Annotated in this window: 21 protein-coding genes; 5 read left to right on the top strand and 16 right to left on the bottom strand. The window is 38.0% G+C overall.

What is annotated here, in order from left to right:
* Positions 1–47: 47 nt before the first annotated feature.
* The 6 genes from G7061_RS04645 to G7061_RS04620 form a co-directional block, all read right to left on the bottom strand.
* Positions 48–1,985 carry a peptide ABC transporter substrate-binding protein gene (locus G7061_RS04645; protein WP_159640012.1) on the bottom strand — a complete coding sequence of 646 codons (1,938 nt, stop codon included), beginning with the start codon at positions 1,983–1,985 and terminating at the stop codon, positions 48–50.
* Between the two features lie 333 nt (positions 1,986–2,318).
* Positions 2,319–3,725: a dihydrolipoyl dehydrogenase gene (gene lpdA, locus G7061_RS04640; RefSeq protein ID WP_159638080.1), complete on the bottom strand. Its 1,407-nt coding sequence runs from the start codon at positions 3,723–3,725 to the stop codon at positions 2,319–2,321.
* Between the two features lie 20 nt (positions 3,726–3,745).
* Positions 3,746–5,332, bottom strand: a complete 1,587-nt coding sequence (locus G7061_RS04635; protein WP_166119336.1) for a 2-oxo acid dehydrogenase subunit E2 — start codon at positions 5,330–5,332, stop codon at positions 3,746–3,748.
* Between the two features lie 18 nt (positions 5,333–5,350).
* Entirely contained in the window at positions 5,351–6,331 is a 981-nt protein-coding gene (locus G7061_RS04630; protein WP_159638076.1) for an alpha-ketoacid dehydrogenase subunit beta, read from the bottom strand.
* Positions 6,331–7,449 carry a pyruvate dehydrogenase (acetyl-transferring) E1 component subunit alpha gene (gene pdhA / locus G7061_RS04625; RefSeq protein WP_159638073.1) on the bottom strand — a complete coding sequence of 373 codons (1,119 nt, stop codon included), beginning with the start codon at positions 7,447–7,449 and terminating at the stop codon, positions 6,331–6,333. Before pdhA ends, G7061_RS04630 begins: the two co-directional genes overlap by 1 nt.
* Before the next feature lie 140 nt (positions 7,450–7,589).
* Complete coding sequence (locus G7061_RS04620; protein WP_159638071.1) at positions 7,590–8,576, bottom strand: lipoate--protein ligase; 987 nt, start codon at positions 8,574–8,576, stop codon at positions 7,590–7,592.
* A 131-nt stretch (positions 8,577–8,707) separates the two neighbouring features.
* Between G7061_RS04620 and G7061_RS04615 the strand changes: the two genes are divergently transcribed.
* Positions 8,708–9,124: a DUF2721 domain-containing protein gene (locus G7061_RS04615; protein ID WP_159638069.1), complete on the top strand. Its 417-nt coding sequence runs from the start codon at positions 8,708–8,710 to the stop codon at positions 9,122–9,124.
* Positions 9,125–9,168: 44 nt separating this feature from the next.
* Here G7061_RS04615 and G7061_RS04610 read toward each other — a convergent pair whose 3' ends face one another.
* Positions 9,169–9,522, bottom strand: a complete 354-nt coding sequence (locus G7061_RS04610) for a hypothetical protein (protein ID WP_159640006.1) — start codon at positions 9,520–9,522, stop codon at positions 9,169–9,171.
* 95 nt (positions 9,523–9,617) lie between these two features.
* On the opposite strand from G7061_RS04610, the gene G7061_RS04605 reads away from it, so the two are divergent.
* Positions 9,618–10,655: a Xaa-Pro peptidase family protein gene (locus G7061_RS04605; RefSeq protein ID WP_166119330.1), complete on the top strand. Its 1,038-nt coding sequence runs from the start codon at positions 9,618–9,620 to the stop codon at positions 10,653–10,655.
* 34 nt (positions 10,656–10,689) lie between these two features.
* On the opposite strand, the gene G7061_RS04600 is transcribed toward G7061_RS04605, so the two are convergent.
* A complete protein-coding gene (locus tag G7061_RS04600; protein WP_159638063.1) occupies positions 10,690–11,172 on the bottom strand; it encodes a peptidylprolyl isomerase in 483 nt (160 codons plus the stop codon).
* 60 nt (positions 11,173–11,232) lie between these two features.
* Between G7061_RS04600 and chbG the strand changes: the two genes are divergently transcribed.
* Together chbG and G7061_RS04590 are read left to right on the top strand one after the other, a co-directional pair.
* Positions 11,233–11,949: a chitin disaccharide deacetylase gene (gene chbG / locus G7061_RS04595; RefSeq protein WP_159640000.1), complete on the top strand. Its 717-nt coding sequence runs from the start codon at positions 11,233–11,235 to the stop codon at positions 11,947–11,949.
* Between the two features lie 64 nt (positions 11,950–12,013).
* The gene (locus G7061_RS04590) at positions 12,014–12,724 is read left to right on the top strand and encodes a GntR family transcriptional regulator (protein WP_159639998.1); all 711 of its coding nucleotides are present in this window, start codon (positions 12,014–12,016) and stop codon (positions 12,722–12,724) included.
* Between the two features lie 43 nt (positions 12,725–12,767).
* Here the strand turns inward: G7061_RS04590 and G7061_RS04585 are convergent, their stop codons facing one another.
* From G7061_RS04585 to G7061_RS04550, 8 genes are all read right to left on the bottom strand, one after another.
* Positions 12,768–12,992, bottom strand: coding sequence for a hypothetical protein (locus G7061_RS04585; RefSeq protein ID WP_159638057.1), 225 nt, complete (start codon positions 12,990–12,992; stop codon positions 12,768–12,770).
* Between the two features lies 1 nt (position 12,993).
* Complete coding sequence (locus G7061_RS04580) at positions 12,994–13,428, bottom strand: hypothetical protein (RefSeq protein WP_166119323.1); 435 nt, start codon at positions 13,426–13,428, stop codon at positions 12,994–12,996.
* Positions 13,429–13,511: 83 nt separating this feature from the next.
* Positions 13,512–14,885, bottom strand: a complete 1,374-nt coding sequence (locus G7061_RS04575; protein WP_159639992.1) for a PTS sugar transporter subunit IIC — start codon at positions 14,883–14,885, stop codon at positions 13,512–13,514.
* Between the two features lie 201 nt (positions 14,886–15,086).
* Positions 15,087–16,199, bottom strand: coding sequence for a M42 family metallopeptidase (locus G7061_RS04570; RefSeq protein ID WP_159638051.1), 1,113 nt, complete (start codon positions 16,197–16,199; stop codon positions 15,087–15,089).
* A gap of 138 nt (positions 16,200–16,337) precedes the next feature.
* On the bottom strand, positions 16,338–18,176 hold the full coding sequence (locus G7061_RS04565; protein ID WP_166119318.1) for an ABC transporter ATP-binding protein: 1,839 nt from the start codon (positions 18,174–18,176) through the stop codon (positions 16,338–16,340).
* Entirely contained in the window at positions 18,176–19,963 is a 1,788-nt protein-coding gene (locus tag G7061_RS04560) for an ABC transporter ATP-binding protein (protein ID WP_166119313.1), read from the bottom strand. Before G7061_RS04560 ends, G7061_RS04565 begins: the two co-directional genes overlap by 1 nt.
* 18 nt (positions 19,964–19,981) lie before the next feature.
* Positions 19,982–20,482, bottom strand: a complete 501-nt coding sequence (locus tag G7061_RS04555) for a Gx transporter family protein (protein WP_159638045.1) — start codon at positions 20,480–20,482, stop codon at positions 19,982–19,984.
* The gene (locus G7061_RS04550; protein ID WP_159638043.1) at positions 20,479–20,856 is read right to left on the bottom strand and encodes a NusG domain II-containing protein; all 378 of its coding nucleotides are present in this window, start codon (positions 20,854–20,856) and stop codon (positions 20,479–20,481) included. Before G7061_RS04550 ends, G7061_RS04555 begins: the two co-directional genes overlap by 4 nt.
* Before the next feature lie 188 nt (positions 20,857–21,044).
* Here G7061_RS04550 and G7061_RS04545 point away from each other — a divergent pair, with 188 nt between their 5' ends.
* Positions 21,045–22,568, top strand: a complete 1,524-nt coding sequence (locus G7061_RS04545; RefSeq protein ID WP_166119306.1) for a bifunctional UDP-sugar hydrolase/5'-nucleotidase — start codon at positions 21,045–21,047, stop codon at positions 22,566–22,568.
* Positions 22,569–22,624: the final 56 nt, after the last annotated feature.

Genomic DNA, 22,624 nt, shown 5'->3' with positions numbered 1-22,624 from the left:
AATTATTAACCCTCACCTTACGGCTGTTTAAATGTATTTAATATTTATTAGTTTTGTTTTGTGCGTTCTGCATCCCATGCTTTTTTCGCTTCATCGCGTTGAGCAACTGTTACAGGTTCTTTTTGCACTTTCATGAACTTGAATCGGTTTGTTGATAAACCTGACCAACCCCATGTACGTGAGTAAGGAACTGTAGTTGTTACACTTGGTGTTCCACCTTGTGCATAGATAGGAATGAATAACATTTCATTATTTAACCAAGCTTCTGCTTTAGCAAATTCTTTGAAACGTGCTTCTGGGCTATCTGTTATTGCAGCTGCTGCATCAAGTAATGCATCGAATTCAGCAAGTCTGACTGCTTTAATTGCGTCAACTGAGCTTGCGTTTCCGTTAGGGTTTGTTGAACCATCTAATCCAAGAACTTGAAGAACATCACCATTACGTGAGTTAAAGATATTCAAGTATGTCATTGGATCTAGGTAGTCTGGACCCCATCCTGATGCTGTTGAGAGGTCGAAGTCTGATTGAGCACCTGACTCTGCAAAGTATGTAGCATTGTAGTATGGATCTTTATCAAGCAATTGTAAGTCAATTTGTACATTTTCTGTACCTAATGATGTTTCAACTGATTGTTTTAAAGATTTAGCCATATTTACTTGGATTTCGCTTGTTTGTAATACTGGAACATCAATACGAATTGGGAATGTTACACCTGGTAACTCAGCTTTTGCTTTTTCGATTAATCCTTTAGCAACTTCTGGGTTGTAAAGTGCGTCATGTCCATCTTCGATTTTGAAGTCTTTGTATAGTTCAGCATCCAATGCTTGCATTTCAGCTGTTACAAGTTGTCCATAGTCATGACCAGGAACAGTAACAAATGTAGGTGGAATTAAAGTGTTACGTAAAGCAACTGACTTCAAATCATCTCCAACTGATTGTGCATTGTATGATCCACGATCGAATGCATGACCAATAGCTTGACGGAAGCTACGGTTTTGAATCGCTGCTTGTGTATCCGCTTTTTCTTGATCTGTTGTTTTGCTTGTGTGGTTGTATGATGCACGGTTAACATTGAATGTAGCATAGAATGTTGTTCCGTTTGTATCTGACGTAATAATATTGTCAGCGTATTTTTCTTTAACTTGTGCATATCCAGGTGAGTTAGGGTAAACACGAGCAGTTGTTAATTCACCTTTTTCCATACGGTTGATGAATTCATCTGGTTTTTTACCATCATCATAGATAAGTTTGATTTCATCTAAGAAGACATTTTTTTCATCCCAGTATGCTTTATTTTTTTCATAACGAATTTCTGATTTTGCAGTGTTATTTACAAGAACATATGGTCCGTTATAAAGGATACTTGATGGATCCGCTCCACCAAATGCATCCCCTTGATTTTTCAAGAATTCAGCATTGATTGGGTATAAGATACCGTAAACAAGTTTTGATTGCCAGAATGTTTCTGGTTGGTTCAATGTAACTTCAAGTGTGTAATCATCAAGAGCTTTCATACCGACTGATTCGATACCTAAAGCTGGGTTTTCGCGGTATTCTGCGAGTCCTTTAATACTTCCGATTACGATTGGGAGAGATTGTGAATTTTCTGCAACTGCATGTTCAATTCCAGTTACCCAGTCTTGAGCTTTAACTTCTGCATATTCATCCCCTGTGTTTGTAACCCATTTTACGCCTTGGCGAATTTTATATGTATAAACGAGTCCATCATCTGAAACTGTGTGTGATTCAGCTAATGCTGGCACAAAGTTTCCATAAGGGTCATTTTCATATAATCCATCTACAAAGTTACCAAAGTGGTCTCCATCTGTAGCTTTCATTGATACTGTATAGTCCAACATGTTTAAGTCAGTTGAATATACATATGAGTATTTATTAGACAGTTCGGCTGAGCCACCGCCTTTTGATTGTCCACAACCTGTGAGAACCAAAAGAACTGCTAATGAAAGTGCAAATATCTTTTTCATTACTTCTTCCTCCTTATTTACAAGTAAATACCTACGTGACTTACTGTATGTTTGTAATTATATATCATTTCATACAATTGTCAATTGATTTTTCATAGATTACACAAATATTTGAAAAAGTTTTGTAAATTACTGAAAATTGTTTCATCTGTAGTTACATTCAGTGTTAAATAGCGTCTGGATTGCGTTTCATGCCTTTATATAAGCAATAGATGAGCTTATGAAACGCTATTAAACATTTTAATTCTGCATCTATTATTGGAAAATATGAAGTAACGTCTGAAAATTGTTTCAGAATAAAGAAAAACCCGCAAATTTTGCGGGTTCCTTTGATTAGATATGAATTGGTAATCCTAATGATAACTCTGATGCATCCATGATTGTCTCTGACAATGTAGGGTGAGCATGAATTGTTAATGATAAATCTTCAACATTCATACGAGCTTCAACAGCTAATCCAATTTCAGCGATGATATCTGATGCTCCAACACCTGCAACTTGACCACCTAATAGTAATCCTGTTTCTTTGTCTGAGATCAAACGAACGAAACCTTCAGTTGCATTCAATGAAAGTGCACGACCATTCGCTCCAAATGGGAATTTAGAAACTTTAACAACAAGTCCTTGTTCTTTAGCTTCTTTTTCAGTTAAACCAACTGTTGCAAGTTCTGGGTCTGTAAAGCAGACTGCTGGAATTGCAACGTAGTCAACTGCTGATGGGTGTCCTGAGATTGCTTCAGCAGCAACTTTTGCTTCGTATGAAGCTTTATGAGCTAATGCTGCTCCAGGAACGACATCTCCGATTGCGAAGATATGGCTTTGGCTTGTACGGCCTTGATTGTCAACAGGGATTAATCCGCGCTCACCAACTTCAACGCCAGCTACTGTCAAGCTTAATTCGTCTGTATTTGGACGACGTCCAACAGTTACTAATACGTAATCAGCTTCGATTGTTACATCTTTTCCGTCTACTGCATATGTAATTGCTACTGCATCATCAAGCTCTTTTGCTTCTTTAGCCATTGCATTTGTTACGATATTAACATTTTTTGATTTAAACTCAGTTTCAACAAGTTTAATCATGTCTTTGTCGAATTGAGGAAGAATTGATGGACCACCTTCTAAGATTGTGATCTCAGTTCCTAAGTTAGCATATACACCAGCTAACTCACTTCCGATGTAACCACCACCGATAACAACTAAGCGTTTTGGAATTTCTTTTAAGTTCAATCCGCCTGTTGAATCAAGAACTCGTTTACCATATTTGAAACCTTTGATTTCAATAGGACGACTTCCCGTTGCGATGATTGCATTTTTAAATGTATATGATTGTGCATCATCTCCATTAACAACACGTAATTGGTGTGTATCATTGAAGAATGCTGTTCCACGAATGATTTCTACTTTGTTCTTTTTGAGAAGCATTTCGACTCCAGATGTAAGTTGTTTAACAACTTTAGTATCTTTCCATTCTTGAGTTGCTGCAAAATCAATTGTTACATTGTCTGCTGAGATACCGAAAGCTTTTGAATCTAATGATTCGCGGTAACGGTGTCCTGCATTGATTAATGCTTTTGATGGAATACATCCGACGTTTAAGCAAACGCCGCCGATGTATTCTTTTTCAATAATTGCTACTTTTTGTCCAAGTTGTGCTGCACGAATAGCTGCAACATATCCACCAGGACCTGAACCGATAACTACTGTTTCGAGTTCTAATGCTAAATCTCCAACTACCATATTTTATGTCCGTCCTTCTATTATGATTCCATTAAGAGAAGCTCTGGATTGCTTAAGAGGCGTTTCACTTCGTTCATCGCCATTTGAGCTGTCATACCATCGATAATACGGTGGTCAAAGCTTAATGATAACGCTAGTACATTACCAACACCAAGTGTTCCATCTTCAAGAACGACTGGTTTCTTGTCGATACGGCCGATACCTAAGATTGCAACTTCTGGGAAGTTGATAATTGGTGTAAACCATAATCCACGTGCTGATCCAATATTAGAGATTGTAATTGTACCATCTCGCATATCTGGTCCTGCAAGTTTGTTGTCGTTTGCTGCTGCTGCAAGTTCTGTAATTTCTTTAGCAATAGTAAAGATACCTTTTGAATCTGCATTTTTCACGTTTGGTACGTATAGTCCATGCGGTGTATCGGCAGCAAATCCGATATTGTAGTAGTTTTTGTATACAATTTCATTCGTTTTGTCATCAACACTGCTGTTGAGAACAGGGTATTTACGAACAACTGCAACTAAAGCTTTCACAACGTAAGGTAAGAATGTGAGTTTTACATCTTGTGATGCTGCCACATCTTTAAATTTCTTACGGTGGTTAACGAGTGCTGTTACATCCACTTCGTCAAAAATCGTAACGTGTGGTGCTTCTTTTTTACTTGTAACCATTGCTTTAGCGATTGCACGACGTGTTGGTGTCATTGCTTCACGAGTTACTTCACCTTTAGGTGCTACAACTGCTGCTTTAGCTACTGGAGCTGCTGCTTTTTCTTCTTTGATTGATTCTGGTGCGAATGATGCTGTTTCTGTTGCTGCTGCAACTGGTGCACCACCTGCTAAGAATGCATCAACATCTGATTTACGGATATGTCCGTGTTTACCGGATGCTGAAACTTGTGTTAAATCAACACCTTTTGAACGTGCATATGAACGTACTGAAGGCATTGCAAGAACACGGTTAGCAATTGTATTGCCAGCATGTTGAACTCCGTTTGATGCCGGTGCTGCTACTGGAGCTGCGGCTACTGGAGCTGCTGTTTGAGTTGCAGGTGTTGATACGCCGCCTGTTGTTGAGATTTCAACTAAAGCGTCACCGACTGTTGATACGGTTCCTGGTGTGACATGAATTTTTGTAATTGTTCCAGATACTGGAGCTGGAATTTCTTGAACAAGTTTATCATTTTGAATTTCAAGTAATGGTTGATCTTCTGAGATAGTATCTCCTTCTTTAACAAACCATTGTACGATTTCACCTTCAGCAATTCCTTCTCCAACATCTGGCATGTTGAATACAAAACTTGCTGATGCAGCTGGTGCTGCTGCAGGTGCTGCGGCTACTGCTGGTGCTTCAGCGGCTGGAGCGCCACCTTCTACTGCAAATTCAACAAGGTCGTCACCGACTGTTGATACGGTTCCTGGTTCTACAAGAATTTTTGTAATTTTTCCTGAAACAGGTGATGGAATTTCTTGAACGAGTTTATCGTTTTGGATTTCTAATAAAGGTTGATCTTCTGAAATTGTATCTCCCTCTTTAACAAACCATTGTACGATTTCACCTTCTGCGATTCCTTCACCAACATCAGGCATTTTAAATTTGAATGACATATTATTTGGCCTCCTCTATTAGTCGAAGTTTACTGTTTCGCGAACTTTATTGATGATATCTTGTGCGTTTGGTAACCAATCGCTCTCTGCCATACCGAATGGGAATACTGTATCCGGAGCAGCGACACGACCGATAGGTGCGCTTAGCGTAAGAATTGCACGTTCTGCAATTTCTGACATAACAACTGCACCAACACCTGCTTGGCGTTGTGCTTCTTGGACCATAACAAGACGGCCTGTTTTTGTTACTGAAGCAACGATTGTTTCAATATCAATTGGAGATACTGTACGTAAGTCGATAACTTCTGCGTTAATTCCATCAGCTTTTAATGCTTCTGCAGCTTTAATTGCTTCACGAACCATGTAACCGTAAGTTACGATTGTTACATCAGTACCTTCTGTTACGATGTTAGCTTTTCCTAATGGAATTGTGTAGTATCCTTCTGGAACTTCATCACGGAATGAACGGTATAACTTCATGTGTTCTAAGTAAACAACTGGATCGTTGTCTTCGATAGCTGCAAGAAGAAGACCTTTTGCATCATAAGGGTTTGAAGGAATAACAACTTTAATACCTGGTGTTTGTTGCATTAATCCTTCTAAGTTATCTGAGTGAAGCTCAGGTGTATGAACTCCTCCACCAAATGGTGAACGAATTGTAATAGGCATTTGACGTGTGTTTCCTAGACGGTAACGAGTACGTGCCATTTGAGCAACAACAGAGTCCATTACTTCGAATACGAATCCGAAGAATTGAATTTCAGGGATTGGACGGTATTTTTCTAAAGCCAATCCGATTGCTAATCCACCAATTCCTGATTCAGCAAGTGGTGTATCGAATACGCGGTCTTCACCGTGTTTTTCTTGAAGTCCGTCAGTAGCACGGAAAACTCCACCGTTTTTCCCAACGTCTTCACCAAAAATTAATGTATTTTCATCGCGTTCAAGGGCAATATCAAGCGCTTCTGTAATGGCTTGAATCATAGTTAGTTGTGCCATTATTTTTTACCCTCCTTTTCTTCAAAGTATGCAATTTGTTCTGCAATAACGTTTGTTGGTTCTTCAAACATATTTTTCAAGAAGTCAGAAACTTTTTGTTTTGGAGCTGAGTCCGCTAATTTAACTGCTTCTTTGATTTCTTCGTCAAATTGATCAATTAAAGCAACTTCTTTTTCTTCTGTCCATAAGCCTTTTTCAGTTAAGAAATTACGCATACGGATCAATGGGTCTTTTTTATCCCATTCATCGAAACTTGCTTGATCACGGTAACGTTTTGGATCGTCTCCTGACAGTGAGTGAGGACCGAAACGTGATGTTAATGTTTCAATTAATACAGGACCATTTCCTGCAAGTGCCCAATCACGAGCTGCTTTTGAAGCAACATAAACTGCTAGTGGATCCATTCCATCAACTTGAATTCCTGGAATACCTGCTGCTGCTGCTTTTTGAGCTAATGTAGGCGCTGCTGTTTGTCGATGACGTGGTGTTGAAATAGCATAACCATTGTTTTGGATGTAGAAAACGACTGGTGCTTTAAATGCCCCTGCGTAGTTCATACCTTCGTATGTATCACCTTGTGATGATCCACCGTCTCCTGTATATGTAAATGCTACTTGTGGTTTTCCACGTTTTTTCAATCCAAGACCAGAACCTGCTGCTTGAATAATTTGTGCCCCAATAATAATTTGTGGTGGCATTGCTTGTAAATCTTCAGGGTAGTTATTTCCCTCTACGTGACCACGGCTCCATAAGAATGCTTTGTGGAGTGGTAATCCGTGTTGTACCAATTGAGGAATATCACGGTATCCTGGGAATAGGACGTCTTTTTTGTCAAATGCAAAATGTGATGCAATTTGTGATGCCTCTTGACCTGCTGTAGGTGCAAAGAATCCAAGACGACCTTGACGTGCTAATGTTGTTGAACGGTCATTCAACGCACGTGACCATAACATCTTCTCGAATAACTCGACAAGTTGCTCGTCAGTTAAGTCAGGTAACAAGTCTTTGTTAACGACTTTTCCAGTTTCGTCTAGAATCTGGAATGTTGGGTATAGTTTCTCAACTGCATTGAGTTGAGCTTCAAAGTCCAACGCTTTGATTTTTTTAGTTTGTGCCATAAAAAATCTCCATGTCCCTTCTATTTACTAGGTCTTAGTGCCTAGCAATACATATTAAATGTACCATGTAAGCTTGTTTCATTCAACGATAATAATGTATTTACTGTGAATATTTGTTAAATGTGGTGTGTTTCTCACAATTAATCGAACATTACCGAAAGTATTTCGTCAAGAGTAATAGTGCCGAAGTATTTATTGAGTGTAAATTGTTCAAAGACTGCCGTTACATCAGCACGATTGAATCGTGTGCCTTGCATTCTTTGTTCAATTGCTTCAACATCTTCAATTCCAAGGTAATCACCAATAAATCGAACGGAATCAATACGTCCATCTGTTACGTGCATCAAGACCTCAATACGTCCACCTGGGAAACGTTTGCTATTTTTAAGATTAAACTCTGGTGATGCACCATAAATCCAATCCCAAGTTCCAAAGCGATTCACTGCTTCGTATTCAATCTTCGCTATATCTTCGTCCGTCAGAATAATTTCTTCATCTTTTCCTTCATTCGATAAGTAAAATTGTAATGCATCCCAAAATTGTTGGAGTGTCGTACCCTCAGGGAGATGCTCCTTAATATTGGTAACACGTGAACGAACAGATTTTACGCCCTTCGAAGTAATTTTATCGGGATCAACATTTAACGCTTCAACCAATGTTTCAACATCCACATCAAACATAAGCGTGCCATGATGCATAAGTTTGCCATTCGCCATACGTTGCGCATTTCCTGATATTTTTAGACCATCAACAAGAATGTCATTTCTTCCTGATGCTTCGGCTGTTACACCCATACTTGCAAGCGCGTCAATCACAGGTTGAACAAACTTTTTATAGTTAACTTTGCCTGGATCGTCGACATTGATGACAAACGTAAAGTTCAAATTACCGATATCGTGATACACAGCACCACCACCAGAAACACGGCGCGCTACTTTTATCCCTTTTTCATCGATAAATTTTTGGTTAATTTCCTCAGCTGTATTTTGGTTTTTACCAATAATTACAGAAGGCTCATTTTGCCACAAAAAAAAGAAATCTTCATCACAATCTATATGCTTCATCGCATATTCATCCAACGCTAAATTGAAATATGGATTGGTCGAAGGATTCTTCAAATATCTCATTGTAATACCTCACTCTCTGTCTCACTGCTCTATTATTCTAAGCCCTAATCCGTTATAATTCAACTAAAGTGATGGGGTTTTACAGCCTTTTCATTTGTTATGATTTGGACAATCTAGAAGGAGAATTTATTATGAGTTTCACATTTGATTTTGCATTGACGACGCCCGCTTTGGTCTTTCCTGCAATTTCTTTATTAATGCTCGCATACACGAATCGTTTTGTCGTTTTGGCGGATTTAATCAGACAACTCTACGACCGGCATAAAGAGTACCCCAAAGCAGAAAACTTGAATCAAATACTGAACTTGCAATATCGCATGAAAATTATTAAACGCATGCAACAGTGCGGAGCGACAAGTTTTGCATTTGCGGTCTTAAGTATGATTACTTCAATGCTTTACATCCCTTATTTATCGGGAATTCTGTTTTTAACAAGTCTAGTTTTATTATTATTTTCTTTAGTTTTTTTGCTAAAAGAGCTCAGCATTTCAATAGATGCGCTCACAATGCAGCTTGATGATCTGACCGTTCAGGTCAATGAAGACTAAATCCCTACAAAAAAAAGCCCAAACATCTTCCGTTCGGGCTTTTTTTAATGCATAAGGCGTTCTTCATTATTGACGAGTTCGACAAACTCTTTAATTGTTTCAAAAATCGATTTAATTTGTTCGGGATTCATTGCCGTTTCATCTCCTGTTAAGAAGAATTCTACGATAGGCAAAACATCCGCTTCTTCCATTGCATCCCGAAATGCTGTTACAAAATCAATAATGTAATTAGCAAGTTTTTGATCAAAAATATTTCGTTGAATTTCGTGCGTTACCGATTCGAAATCATCTTCTAGTTCGAATAAATTGATTGGACGAAACGGTGGAATCACAATTTGTAATGAAGCATCTGCCGGGTTTTTATTCATAATAATAAGTTGATTCATTTGATTTTCCATAATATCAGCGTCCTTTCATATTTAGTATAGCATAGGCTTTAGGACATTGCATTTTGGATACTCAAGTGCCTATAATAGTGCAAAGGAGATTAATTATGAACCGTATACAAAAATTACAAGCTATTATGGATGTTAAACAATTGATTATATCTGATCCAGCAATGCTCTATTATTACACCGGACACCGTTTTGATGTTGGAGAACGTATGATTGCACTTCTTGTTAAAAAAACAGGTGCTCCGACACTTTTCTTAAACAAACTTTTCGAAGCTCCTGATGATTTGCAAACTGTTCAATTCAGTGATTCCGAGGACTCGATTGGTATTCTTGGATCTTATTTAGAATCAGGACCACTTGCAATTGATGGAAATTGGCCTGCACGTTTCATCATACCATTCATCACTACCCACACGTTAGTAAATGCATCACCGCTTCTCGAACAAATTCGTACGATCAAAGATGCTCATGAGTTAGCGCTTCTTGAGACTGCATCACATCACAATGACCGTATTATGACCGAAATGCGCGACTTAATTAAAGTAGGAATGACTGAGCGAGAACTCGCTGAGATAGTTCGAACGAAACAAAGTACTGCGCCACTTCAGGGACCCAGCTTTGAACCGATTGTTATTTTTACTCAAAATATCGCAGACCCTCACGGGATTCCAACAGACCGAGTTCTACAAAACGGCGATGTGGTTCTTGTCGATATGGGTGGATTCTACGAAGGCTATGCATCAGACATGACCCGATGCTTCTTTGTTGGAAGTAATAAAGAGCTTGAGCCCATTTATGAAATTGTACGTCAAGCTAATGAAGCTGCCATTGCCGCTGTTAAACCAGGGGTTACATTAGCAAGCATTGATAAAGCTGCTCGAGATGTGATTACCAAAGCGGGTTATGGCGAATACTTCATTCATCGTACAGGTCACGGTATTGGAACTGAAGCTCATGAAAATCTTGATGTTTCCGAAACCAATCAAAAAATCGTTGATGTCGGTATGTGTTTCTCCATTGAACCTGGTATCTATCTTCCAGGAATTGGTGGCATTCGAATAGAAGATCTCGTTCATGTTACAGCAGACGGAGTCCATGTTATGAATCACTTCAGGAAAGAACTCACACGAATCTAGCGAATATATAAAAAACAACCGTGTGGTTGTTTTTTTAATCGATAAATTCTACTGTAGCGATGCGTTGATCTGTATCGGGACGATCGTTACGATTACGACTTACAGATACGATTTCTTGAATTGTATCAAGACCTTCGATTACTTTTCCAAAAGAAGCATATTGACCATCTAAATGTGGAGAATCTGCTGCCATGATGAAAAACTGACTTCCTGCACTATTTGGATCCATTGCACGTGCCATTGAAAGTACGCCAAGAGTATGTTTCAACTCATTTTTAAATCCATTTGATGTAAATTCGCCGTCAATTGAATAACCAGGGCCACCCATACCTGTTCCATCAGGGTCGCCACCTTGAATCATAAATCCTGGAATAACACGGTGGAAGATTAAACCATCATAAAATTTATCTTCAACAAGTTTTGTAAAGTTTGCAACCGTTTTCGGTGCAATTTCAGGATAAAGTTCAGCAATCATTGTTTTGCCATTTTCCATTGTAAATTTGATTGTATTTTTCATTGAAATACCTCCTCAAACATCATAACAAACATGGTATAATTTTACTAGGAGGATACCACAATGAAAGTAATTATTAATGCGGATGATTTTGGATTAACTTCAGGCGGAAACCGTGCCATTATTGAATGTCACAAGAACGGAGTCCTTACATCCACAACACTTATGGCAACAACGAAATACACTCAAGAAGCGATTCAACTTGCAAAGGAAAACCCATCACTCGGTGTTGGTGTACATATGGTCTTGACTACAGGTCGTCCCATCTTGGATTCACACAAAACCCTCGTAGACGAAACCGGCAAGTTTAAATATACAATTAATACTATCGATGATGCAATTGACCATGAAGAACTCTTTGCAGAATGGGATGCTCAAATTGAATCAATCAAACAACACTTAGATATTACGCATCTCGACTCCCACCATCACGTTCATATGCATCCAAAAATTAACGATGTCGTTGTTCGGCTTGCAAAGAAACATAATGTTCCTTACCGATCAGAACGTTTAAACCTTCCCACCGAAGTCTTAGTTGATGGCGCTTTCTATAAAGAAGGAGTATCACTTGATTATTTTAAAGAACTCTTCGAATCCGATAAAGCAGCATGTGTCGATGTTATGACTCACCCTGCCTATGTTGATGACTATCTTGAATCAATTTCAAGTTATACTTCATGGCGTCAAGTCGAATTAGAAATACTTACCAGCCAAGCGCTAAAAGACTTAGTTAACAAACATAACATTGAATTAATCACTTACCGTGATATTACGGCTTAAACATTGAGTTTAAGCCTTTTTTTTGTTATAATGTAAGAGATTACAACGACACGTGGGGATGACTATGACACATAAATATCAGAGTATTAGTTCCGACATAGAACAACGTATATTAAGTGGTTATTATAGCGATGGCAATAAACTTCCTACTGAGGAAGAGTTGGGTAAAGAATTCAACGTGAGCCGCAATACAATTCGCAAAGCAGTTGATACACTTGTAAAACGTGGATATATTATGGCGGTGCAAGGAAGCGGTATGTTTATTCGTAATATCGCACAACAAGATAATTCAATCATTAATTTAGAAAATTTTCGTGGCTTAACCGCTGATTTTCAAAACAGTACCATTGAATCACAAATCATTGAATTCAATGAGACCACCGCAACTGAATCTCTCGCAGAAATTATGAACTGTGCGGTTGGTACAGAATTGTATTACATTAATCGACTTCGAATCATTGACGGTAAACGATGGGTTGTTGAATATTCATACTATAACAAGCAATACATTCCGTTTCTAAATGAAGATATCATTAATGACTCCATTTATGATTACATTCGTAATGGTTTGAATCGGCAAATAGGATATGTAGACCGTGTTATTGAAGCAGCACCACTCAATCTTCGTGATGCACATCTTCTGGGTTTGCAAGAAGGTGACCCAGCGTTAATTTCGACCAACAAATCGATGTTCAAAACAGGAGAAATTTTTGACTACTCCATTGATATTCACCATTATAAATATACCAAATTCTTAAAACTGTCCAATCTATAAAAAAGAACTTCACCGGATGATAAATCCTCAGTGAAGTTCTTTTTTATATTTCAACAACTTGGAAGAACAATGTTCGTCCTAAGTCTGATTCTTTGATACGATCTTTAAATAAACGTATTGCCCGATCCATTTGATCTGGTTTATTTACTGAATAAATCAATTTAATCCCTTGTTCTTTTTCGAGTGTATATACAAAGCCTTCGACTTCGTAATCCTCAAATAAACCTTTAATAAAATCACGTTTTAATGGACTTGAAATTTGAATCATATTACTCTGCCTCCCCCTCTACTAACATTTTAATACCTTCGATACGAGCTCTCACTTTCTTCTTTGCGCTACTACGTAAAATTGGTAGTGACATGAGACTGTAGTTTAGTGATCGCAACGTACTTTTTTTACCTTTACCACTCTCGCTTGCAGTAAGGTAAGTACCTGTTCCAGCTTCATCCGTTTCAAGAATGTACTCCGTCTCAACCAGATCACGACCTGACTCAGACTGAATAATCAAACGGTGTGGTTTTTCTTGAATTGTGACCTCTTGACGAATGGCAATGACTTTACCAGTAAAATTCATGGTTTCCGCTTCAATTGTTTTACCAAGTAATTTTGATGGACTTGTTTTAAAGACCTTCGCAAATTCAAGTTCGATAAAATTCCATACTTCTTCAATAGGTTTCTCAATGTAAATCGTTTCTTTAATCATGTGTGCTCCTTCAATAGATAAGTCCTGTATAAATAGATTATACAGGACTTCCGAATATATTTCTATTAAGAAAGACGTCTAATCTATGCTTCAATACCTTCTGCGCGGTTTGCAACAAATACGAATGGTACGTAGAATGCAAATGCGATAGCAAAGTTAACTGCTGCGATAATACCAGCACCAATGCTGAAGTTTGTAGCTAATAATGCATTCAATACTGGAGGTGTTGTCCAAGGAATCGAGTTGACGATAGGACCAGCAAATCCAGAAATTGAAGCATAATATCCGATCATTGCAAGAACTGGTTGGTTCAATACAAATGGGATAATGTAAATTGGGTTCAAGACGATAGGAATACCGAATAGAACAGGTTCGTTAATCATAAAGATACCAGGAGCGAGTGATAAACGCGCAACCTCTTTTTGATCACGTAATTTTGAGAAGAGTAAGATTGCAAGGATTAGTGGAAGTGTTGCTCCCGATCCTCCGTGCCATACATATGCATCCCATGAACCACTTACCCAGTATGCTAAAGTATTTTGTCCGAGAGGGTCAAATCCAACATCTCTAACACCTTGAGCATAAGCTTGTAAGTTGTGGTTTTGTAAGTTTCCATAGATTGGACTCATAACTGGAGCCAATAAGTTAGCACCGTGTAATCCAAAGAACCATAGAATTGGAACAAGAATTGTAATAATTAAGATCAATGTTGGACCTTGTGAAATTGATGCAAATGGTTTCGCAATATATACTTCAAAGAGCATGAAGATATTTGGGTTTGCAGCAGCCTCTCCAAACATTTGTTCTAATCCAGACCATTGGACTTTAGTAATTGCAAATTTAACTGCAGCAAATAAGAACAATACAACTGTACCAGGAATGATTCCTGTAAATCCACGTGATACTGCAGGTGGGACTGTATCCGGCATTTTAATTGTAAGGTTGCGGTTAACAATTGCGAAGTAAATTGCAGGAACGATAAGTCCAACAATTAAGGCAACGAAGACTCCTTGACTTCCCAAGTAGTGACCAATCCAAGGGGCGATCATTTGGTTCTTACGTCCTAAAGCACCTAAGATGATAAATGATCCAATTGAAATTGTACCTGTGACAAGAGCATCTTGCCCTTCATTTTGTGCACGTAGGTAAGCAATTGCGAATGCGAGTGCTAAACCTAGAATTGATAGTGTTCCTGCATCCATAGTTGCAAGAATTGGTGAAATATATTCCCCTGTAAACTTGAAGAACCCGGATTCAGCTGACCCGCCAACAAAAGTTGACAATAAGCCAGTTGGGCTGAATACAACGTTATTCAATAGTAATGCAACAGCACCAGCCATAACAAGTGGCATCAATGCAGCAAACGCATCACGGATTGCAATCAGGTGACGCTGATTACCAATCTTAGCAGCAATTGGGACTAACTTGTCCTCAAAAAACTGGATAATTCCTTCCATAACTTCCTCCTCTTAACATCTCCTACGATGTCCTTGTACCTTCATTATAAAAGTTGTAGGTACGAATTACAGTCATATTATATCTAACATTATAATCTTTGTAAAGGCTTTCTTTGCGAAATGTTATAACGTTTGAACCAAAAACCACTCATAAAGCCGTATAATCTAAAAAAAAAACTACTTTTTAAAGTAGTTTTTAGATTATCGTTTGTAGTTTTGTAAGTCTTCAAGCACTGATGCATTGACACGCTTACTGAATTCCGTGAGGAGTTTTACAGTGTCTACATAATCTTTACGGTGAATAATACCGTAATGTGAATGAATATAACGCGTAGGAATAGAGATTGAAAGTGTAATAACACCATCGTGAACTTTATGAATTTCACCAGAATCAGTACCACCCGCTGCTAAGAGCTCAAACTGGTAATCGATACCCAATTCATCACTCAGATCTTGTAGGTAGTATAGCAGCCCTTTATGGCCGATATAAGATGCGTCCATAACTTCGAGAGTTACACCTACACCTAATTTAATACGGTTATCTTCACCAGGTGTATCCTGTGCAATTGTCGTATCAATAGTTACGGCAATATCTGGATTAATCTTTTGCGCAGCAGTCTTAGCACCACGAAGTCCAACCTCTTCTTGAACAGTTCCCACTGAATAAATATGTGCATCTGTCTTTTCTTCTTTTAATTGACGAATAACTTCAGCTGAAATAGCTGCCCCAATACGGTTGTCCCACGCTTTTGACATGAGGTAGTTAGGGTTAGCTAATACATGGAAATCAGCTTTTGGTGTTATAGCATCACCAACTTGAACACCCAGATACTCGAGTTCTTCTTTACTGTTTACACCCATGTCAACATACAAGTCTTTAAGTTCCATAACTTTGTTACGAACTGCAACAGGCATTCCATGAGGAGCTTTTGAACCGATTACACCAACATAGGCTGCCCCTTTTCGTGTTGTGACAGTCACAGGTTGTGATAGCAATACATGAGGCCACCAACCACCTACTGGGTGAAGGCGAATAAATCCATTTGCATCAATTGATTTTACTAAAAAACCAATCTCGTCAATATGACCCGCAAACATAATTTTAGGTCCATTTGCAACACCTTCTTTATGCGCAATGATTGATCCCAAATTATCATATGAAATATCATCAGCAGCATCTTCTGTCCAATTGCGATATACTTCCGCGATTTCACGCTCGTGTCCTGAAATTCCATTTGTAAGTGTGAAATCTGCAAGCATACTTAAATTTACATCACCATACGCCTCTTCCAACTTAAAATTATTTTTATCCATGCTATATTCTCCTTATTTCTACAACTTTAATCTCATTGTGATGATTCCTCAAAATCATGAGTTGTTTTACTCGTAATATCATACCACAACATTTCTCAGTTATCACTTCTTATGATAGAAAAAAGTGCCCGAAGGCACTTATAAGTTAGACATGAGTTGATCTTGCAAGGTTTCATTGAACTGATTGGTATACAATCTATGATAGTAACCTTTAGCAGCTAAGAGCTCCTCATGTGTTCCATCCTCAATGATTTCTCCCTTTTTAACAACGAGTATGCGATCCGCATTAACAATAGTTGATAGACGGTGAGCAATGATAAAACTCGTCTTCTCTTTTAATACGGTGTCAACTGCATACTGAATAATTGCCTCAGTCTCTGTATCAATGGATGATGTTGCTTCATCCAACACAAAGATTGAAGGGTTTGCAAGCAATGCACGCGCAAAGGAAATAAGTTGTTTCTGTCCTGTTGAAAGACGTCCACCACCTTCACCGACATCAGTATCATACCCATCTTCCATTTGCATAATGAAACTATGCGCGTTCACCAATTTAGACGCTTCGATTATCTCCTCATCAGTAGCATCCAGACGACCATAACGGATATTATCTTTAATAGTACCTGAGAACAGATGCGGAGCTTGAAGTACATAACCTAGATGTGAATGAAGCCATCCAATCGAACGATCTCGATAATCAACCCCATCAATCAACAGTTCACCAGCCTTAGGTTCATAAAAGCGACAAATCAGATTAACAATCGTACTTTTACCCGATCCAGTTTCTCCAACTAAAGCGACCCTCTGACGCGGTTTCACTTTAAGATTAAAATTCTTTAGAATTGGCTCGTCAGGATTATAGTAAAAGTCAACATCTTTGAATTCAATGTCCCCTACAATACCTTCATATACGGATTCGTTAGGTTCAAGTATCGTACCATATTTTGCAATAACATCATCACGATCCACAAGATCGGGTTCGATTTCAAGCAATGAAAGAACACGTTCAGCAGACGCCTGTGCCATTTGTAACGAAGCTAATATATTCGCAATGTTACGTAATGGTTCATAGAACTGTCCTGCGTACTGATTAAAGAGAATTAACGTACCAAATTGGACAAGACCTTGAATAACCATATTTCCACCGATAGAGATTACGCCAGCGCTTCCTAACGACGTGACAATAATGATGACAGGAAAGTAAAGTGAACTTAAGATAATTGCACGCATCGTACGCGAACGCATTTCAGATGTGAGAACACTAAACTCTGAAAAATGCAATTCTTCCAATGCCATTGTCTTTGTTGTTTTCGCTCCCGATATTCCCTCACTAAAAGCACCCGTTATTTTTGAGTTCACTGCTCGAGATTTTCGATAGCTTCGTAAGATGCGACGTTGGAACCATGTGCTAACGCCGTAAATAAATGGAATTACCGACACAACAACTAATGCAAGTTTCCAATTTGTTACAAACATGACAATCGCTAGCATGATCATCATAAATACACCCCAGATTAAATCTACAAAACTCCATGACAAGATTTCCGACAAGCGAGAAATATCACTAGTAACCCGTGCCATAATCCAACCACTCGGTGTTCGATCATAATACGAAAACGGTAAGTTTTGCAACTTCTTCATTGCATTCTGACGTGTATGGTAACTAACATCCATTTCAATCAATCCACTTTGATAAATAAATTGATAGATCAGATAAGCTTGGATGATAACCAATCCTGCATAAGCAAGTCCAAATAGAATTATATCTTGCGTTGTCCCTTGTCCTATATAGAATACATCAATAGCATGTCGATTGAGCAAGGGTAATGTTACACCAATTGCAGACTCACCTAAAACGATAAACAGTGCAATAAACATACGCTTCTTACTTTGTGCAAGTAAACCAAGTATTTTTCGCCATAGACCAGTATCCAGCGTTTCTTCATCAAAAATTTCTTCTTCATACTCTGGATTCATTATTGATCACCTCCAAACTGATTGCTCTGAATGTTGGCAATAGTTTGGTATAGCCCCTTCTGAGCGATTAGATCATTATGTGTCCCGATTTGTTCCACACGACCATTATTAATTACAATAATCTTATCCGCGGTTTGTGCTGAATTAACACGGTGTGTGATAATCAACGTTGTCGCAGTAGATTTTGCACGTTTTAATTCATTTCTAATATTTGAATCAGTTTCAGTATCTAAAGCAGACAGTGAATCATCAAAAATTACAATAGGTTGTTTGTTAATGACTGTTCTTGCAATCGCAACACGTTGCTTCTGACCACCACTTAATGTAACACCCTTCTCTCCAACTGCGGTATTATAGCCTTGGTCAAAACCTGCAATTACATCATGAATAGAGGCAACACGAGCCGCCTCATAAACATCATGCTCACTCGCATACGGCGTCGCAACACGGATGTTATCGTAAATTGACTTCGAAAATAGATACGGTTCTTGCAAGACAATTCCAACATTTTCACGCACATAACGTGGTGATAATGACGTAATATCATGATTATCGAAGCGAATCATACCTTCCGTTGCATCATAAATTCGAGTTAGCAAATGCACCAGACTAGATTTTCCAGAACCCGTAGGTCCCATAATAGCCACAGTTTCTCCAGCCTTGATATCAAATGAGACGTTACGAAGAACCCACTCATTCCCATCATCATACATAAACGAGACGTTATCAAAGGTGATTCCACCAGCAATTTGAGGTGTATCTCCTTCTTCAAGCTGTTCGATATCAATTTCTAAGATTTCATTGAGACGGTCAATTGAGACTGTTACTTTCCCCATATCCGAAAGAATCCGTCCAACATTACGAATCGGCCATAACACTGTACTAATATATGTTACAAACACGACTGCCTGTCCAATTGTAAGCGCACCACTTCTAACTTCAAAAATACTTGCGACTAACACAGCAAGAATTTGCAAGAAACAAAGTAAATCTGACGTGCCCCAATAAACTCCAAGCAGCCAAATAAGATGTTTTGTTTTATCGCGATATTCTATATTCTTTTCCGTGAATTTATCAAGTTCAAAGCGTTCGCGGTTAAAAGCTTTAACAACTCGAACTGCATCTAATGACTCTTTAAAAACTTCTGATAATGCAGCCTCCGCTTCATCACTCTCCTTGAATACTTCTTGCATTTTCTTAAAAAACAAGAATCCAAAGAAAAAGATAAATGGAAAAACTATCATCGAGATGAGCGTCATTTTAATGCTAATTTGAGCCATTACTGTTAATGAAATGACAACCATAAAAATAGCATAAACAAATTCCCGTATTTGATTCGCTAAAAATCTATTAATAGTATCAACATCTGAAGTACAACGTTGAATTAAATCACCTGTTTTTGCGCGTACATGGTACGCATATGGTAATTTTTGTAGATGATCATAGAGATGATTTCTCAATCGTTCAGTAAACACTTCTGCAAAAATACCATTTGAATGACCGCGCCAGTACAACATGATACTACTAATGACGTTAAGTCCAACTAAAACTCCAGCAATAATCCACAAATTATTGTGAATCGTTGCTATACCACCAAAAAACTCAGAAAATCGAATCCACACCGAGCTGGTGATTGGATCCATATTAATTACATTATCAATTGTGAATTGTAACAACAGTGGATTCACAAGAACGACAGCAACATAAACAAATGTTGCAATAACCATATAAATTAGGTTTCGTTTGTATCCCTGTGTATAATTCTTTATAAATTTAATTTGGTTCATTACCACTACTCCTAATCACTATCTCTTAAATTTTTTAAGAATTGATTGGACCAAGTAGCCAGTTAATACACCTGTAGGTAACCCTGTTAGTAACATTACAGGAAGCCATGTAATCATGAGCGGCATATCCGTTATAAATATAATTACAAATATTTGTCCTAAATTATGAAAGGTTGCTGAAACTGTAGAAATTCCAATCTCAGACATATTTGTGAATTTATGAAACACTACCACAGCAGCACTACTGAGTATAGCACCAATTAAGGCTAACCAGAAACCTGTGCCCACTAAAAATGTACCACGCATGAGTGATGCAATCACAACACGCATAATATTGACGATGAAAATTTCTTTAGCTCCAAAAATATATAGAGCAAACAGTCCCAAAACGTTCGCTAAGCCAAGCTTAACTCCTGGTAACCCAATTACAAACACGGGTTCCATCATATTGACGATTAGAGCCATGCCAACGAGCATAGTTAAAACAGTCATACGTTGTGTTTTATTTCTGATTGTCATCGAATAATAATATCTTCGTCAGTTGCTGCTTGATTTGCTTCCACTACAATTAGGATTTTATTAGGTAAACAAACAATTGGGACATTCGTTTTATCCACCCATCCTTGAAGTGAGCAATAGTTTAAAGGAGAAATCTCTTCGGCAACACGAATCTTGCCATCTTTGACTTCGACCACGACATCACCAAGTTCACCTGAAACAGTGTAGAACTCGTCCTTATTCATATTTATACGCAAGACTTCCTTATCCTTGAAAGTCACAACTGCCTGGGTTAAATCAGCATTCACTGTTTCGACTAACTTCCCAGTCGATAGGAATAATGCAACGCTTAAAATAAACACGATGCTGATGAAGACTTTATCTGATCGATTCATTGACTTCTCCTTTCTGTATGTGTTGATTTTAGCATACTTTGACACAATTTGTTCAACATATTTCACAAAATACCGATACTTTAATGCAAAAGTCAAAAACCGTGAATATTTTTAGATATTATAAGATTAAATACAGCTTTATTCCCTTTCAATCAATAAATTTAGTATAATTGATAAAGGTGATAAATATGAAAATGAAAATATTAGCAACAACTGATTTACATGGAAATATCTTTCCAACAAACTATACAAGTCGCGATAATATCGAGAACTATGGTCTAGCACGAATTGCTTCCGCGATCCATTCCCTCCGAGAAAACAATGATATTTTACTCGTCGACAACGGTGATTCATTTCAAGGAACGCCACTACTTACTTTTGCACATCAAAATGCAGATAGTTACATGAATCCGACTGCTGCAGCGTTTAACGCTCTTAAGTATGATTTCATAAATTTGGGAAATCATGATTTTAATTATGGTCCTGATATTCTTAAAAAATTTATTAGTGAAAACAAAGCACCGCTACTTACGTCTAATGTTGATATTGAGGGTAGACAGCTTGGAAATACACAAATTATTGAAAAAGGTGGAAAAAAAATTGCATTAATTGGCGTATTAACACATTACATTCCGAATTGGGAACGCCCAGCATACATCGAAAATATGACATTTAGAGATGCGCTCTCCCAACTGCAAACAGAAGTTTCACGTGTCAAAGATTCTGTGGACTTTGTGATTGCACTTTATCATGGTGGCCTTGAACGCGACCCGAAAAGCGGTGAACCAACAGAACGATTAACTGGTGAGAACCAAGGGTACGAGATGACAAAAATAGATGGATTAGATATTCTGATTACGGGACATCAACATCGCTCATTTGTTGAAGTTGTTAATGGCGTTCTTGTTACTCAAAATACTTTTAAAGGGCAAGAATACATTACAATTGATTTGGATTTAGAAACTGGTGAAAAAAGTGCACAACTTCATAAAGTCTATGATTTACCAGTTGATGAATCATTGCTGCAACAGTACCAAATTATTCAAGACAACGTTCAGACCTGGCTCGATCAGCCCGTCGGAAAACTAGATGCACACTCTCCTTCCCTTGTGATTGAAGATGAACTCGATGCAAGAATTCATAAGCATCCGATTGTCTCATTCTTTAATCAAGTCCAGTTGGATCGTAGTAAAGCCGATGTATCATCAGTAGCACTGTTTAATGGGGCAACTGGATTCAATTCTGAAATTACAATGCGAGAGCTCGTAAGTACATACTTATACCCAAACACATTGGTCGTGAAGAAAATGACCGGTAAATCAATAAAAGAAATGGTCGAATTTAGCGCAAACTATTTTGCTCTTGATGATGAAGGGAATATCGTTCCTTCTCCTGAATTTATCAGTCCTAAACCTCAGCACTATAACTATGACATGCTAGACGGCATTGAATATACAATCAACGTATCAAAGCCAAGAGGACAACGTGTCGAAATAATTACTAGAAATGGAATAGAAATTAATGACGAAGATACACTAAACTTAGTTACAAATAATTATAGAGCAATGGGCGGCGGAAATTATACAATGGTTGCTGATTGTCCGACAGTTCAAGAGATTCAGGAGGAAATGGTCGATACTATTATGAATTACTTCCTCCAAAATTCTCCCGTAATTGTAAATCATTCTGATAATATTAAAGTAATCAAATAATTTTTTGTTTGACATGGAAAATGATTTTTGTTAGTCTTATTCGTGTACGACGAGGC

It is taken from the genome of Erysipelothrix sp. HDW6B (assembly GCF_011301115.1).
GTDB classification, from domain to species: domain Bacteria; phylum Bacillota_I; class Bacilli_A; order Erysipelotrichales; family Erysipelotrichaceae; genus Erysipelothrix; species Erysipelothrix anatis.
The sequence above is the reverse complement of the archived record's forward strand: the minus strand, read 5'-3'. Positions and strand labels throughout refer to the sequence as shown.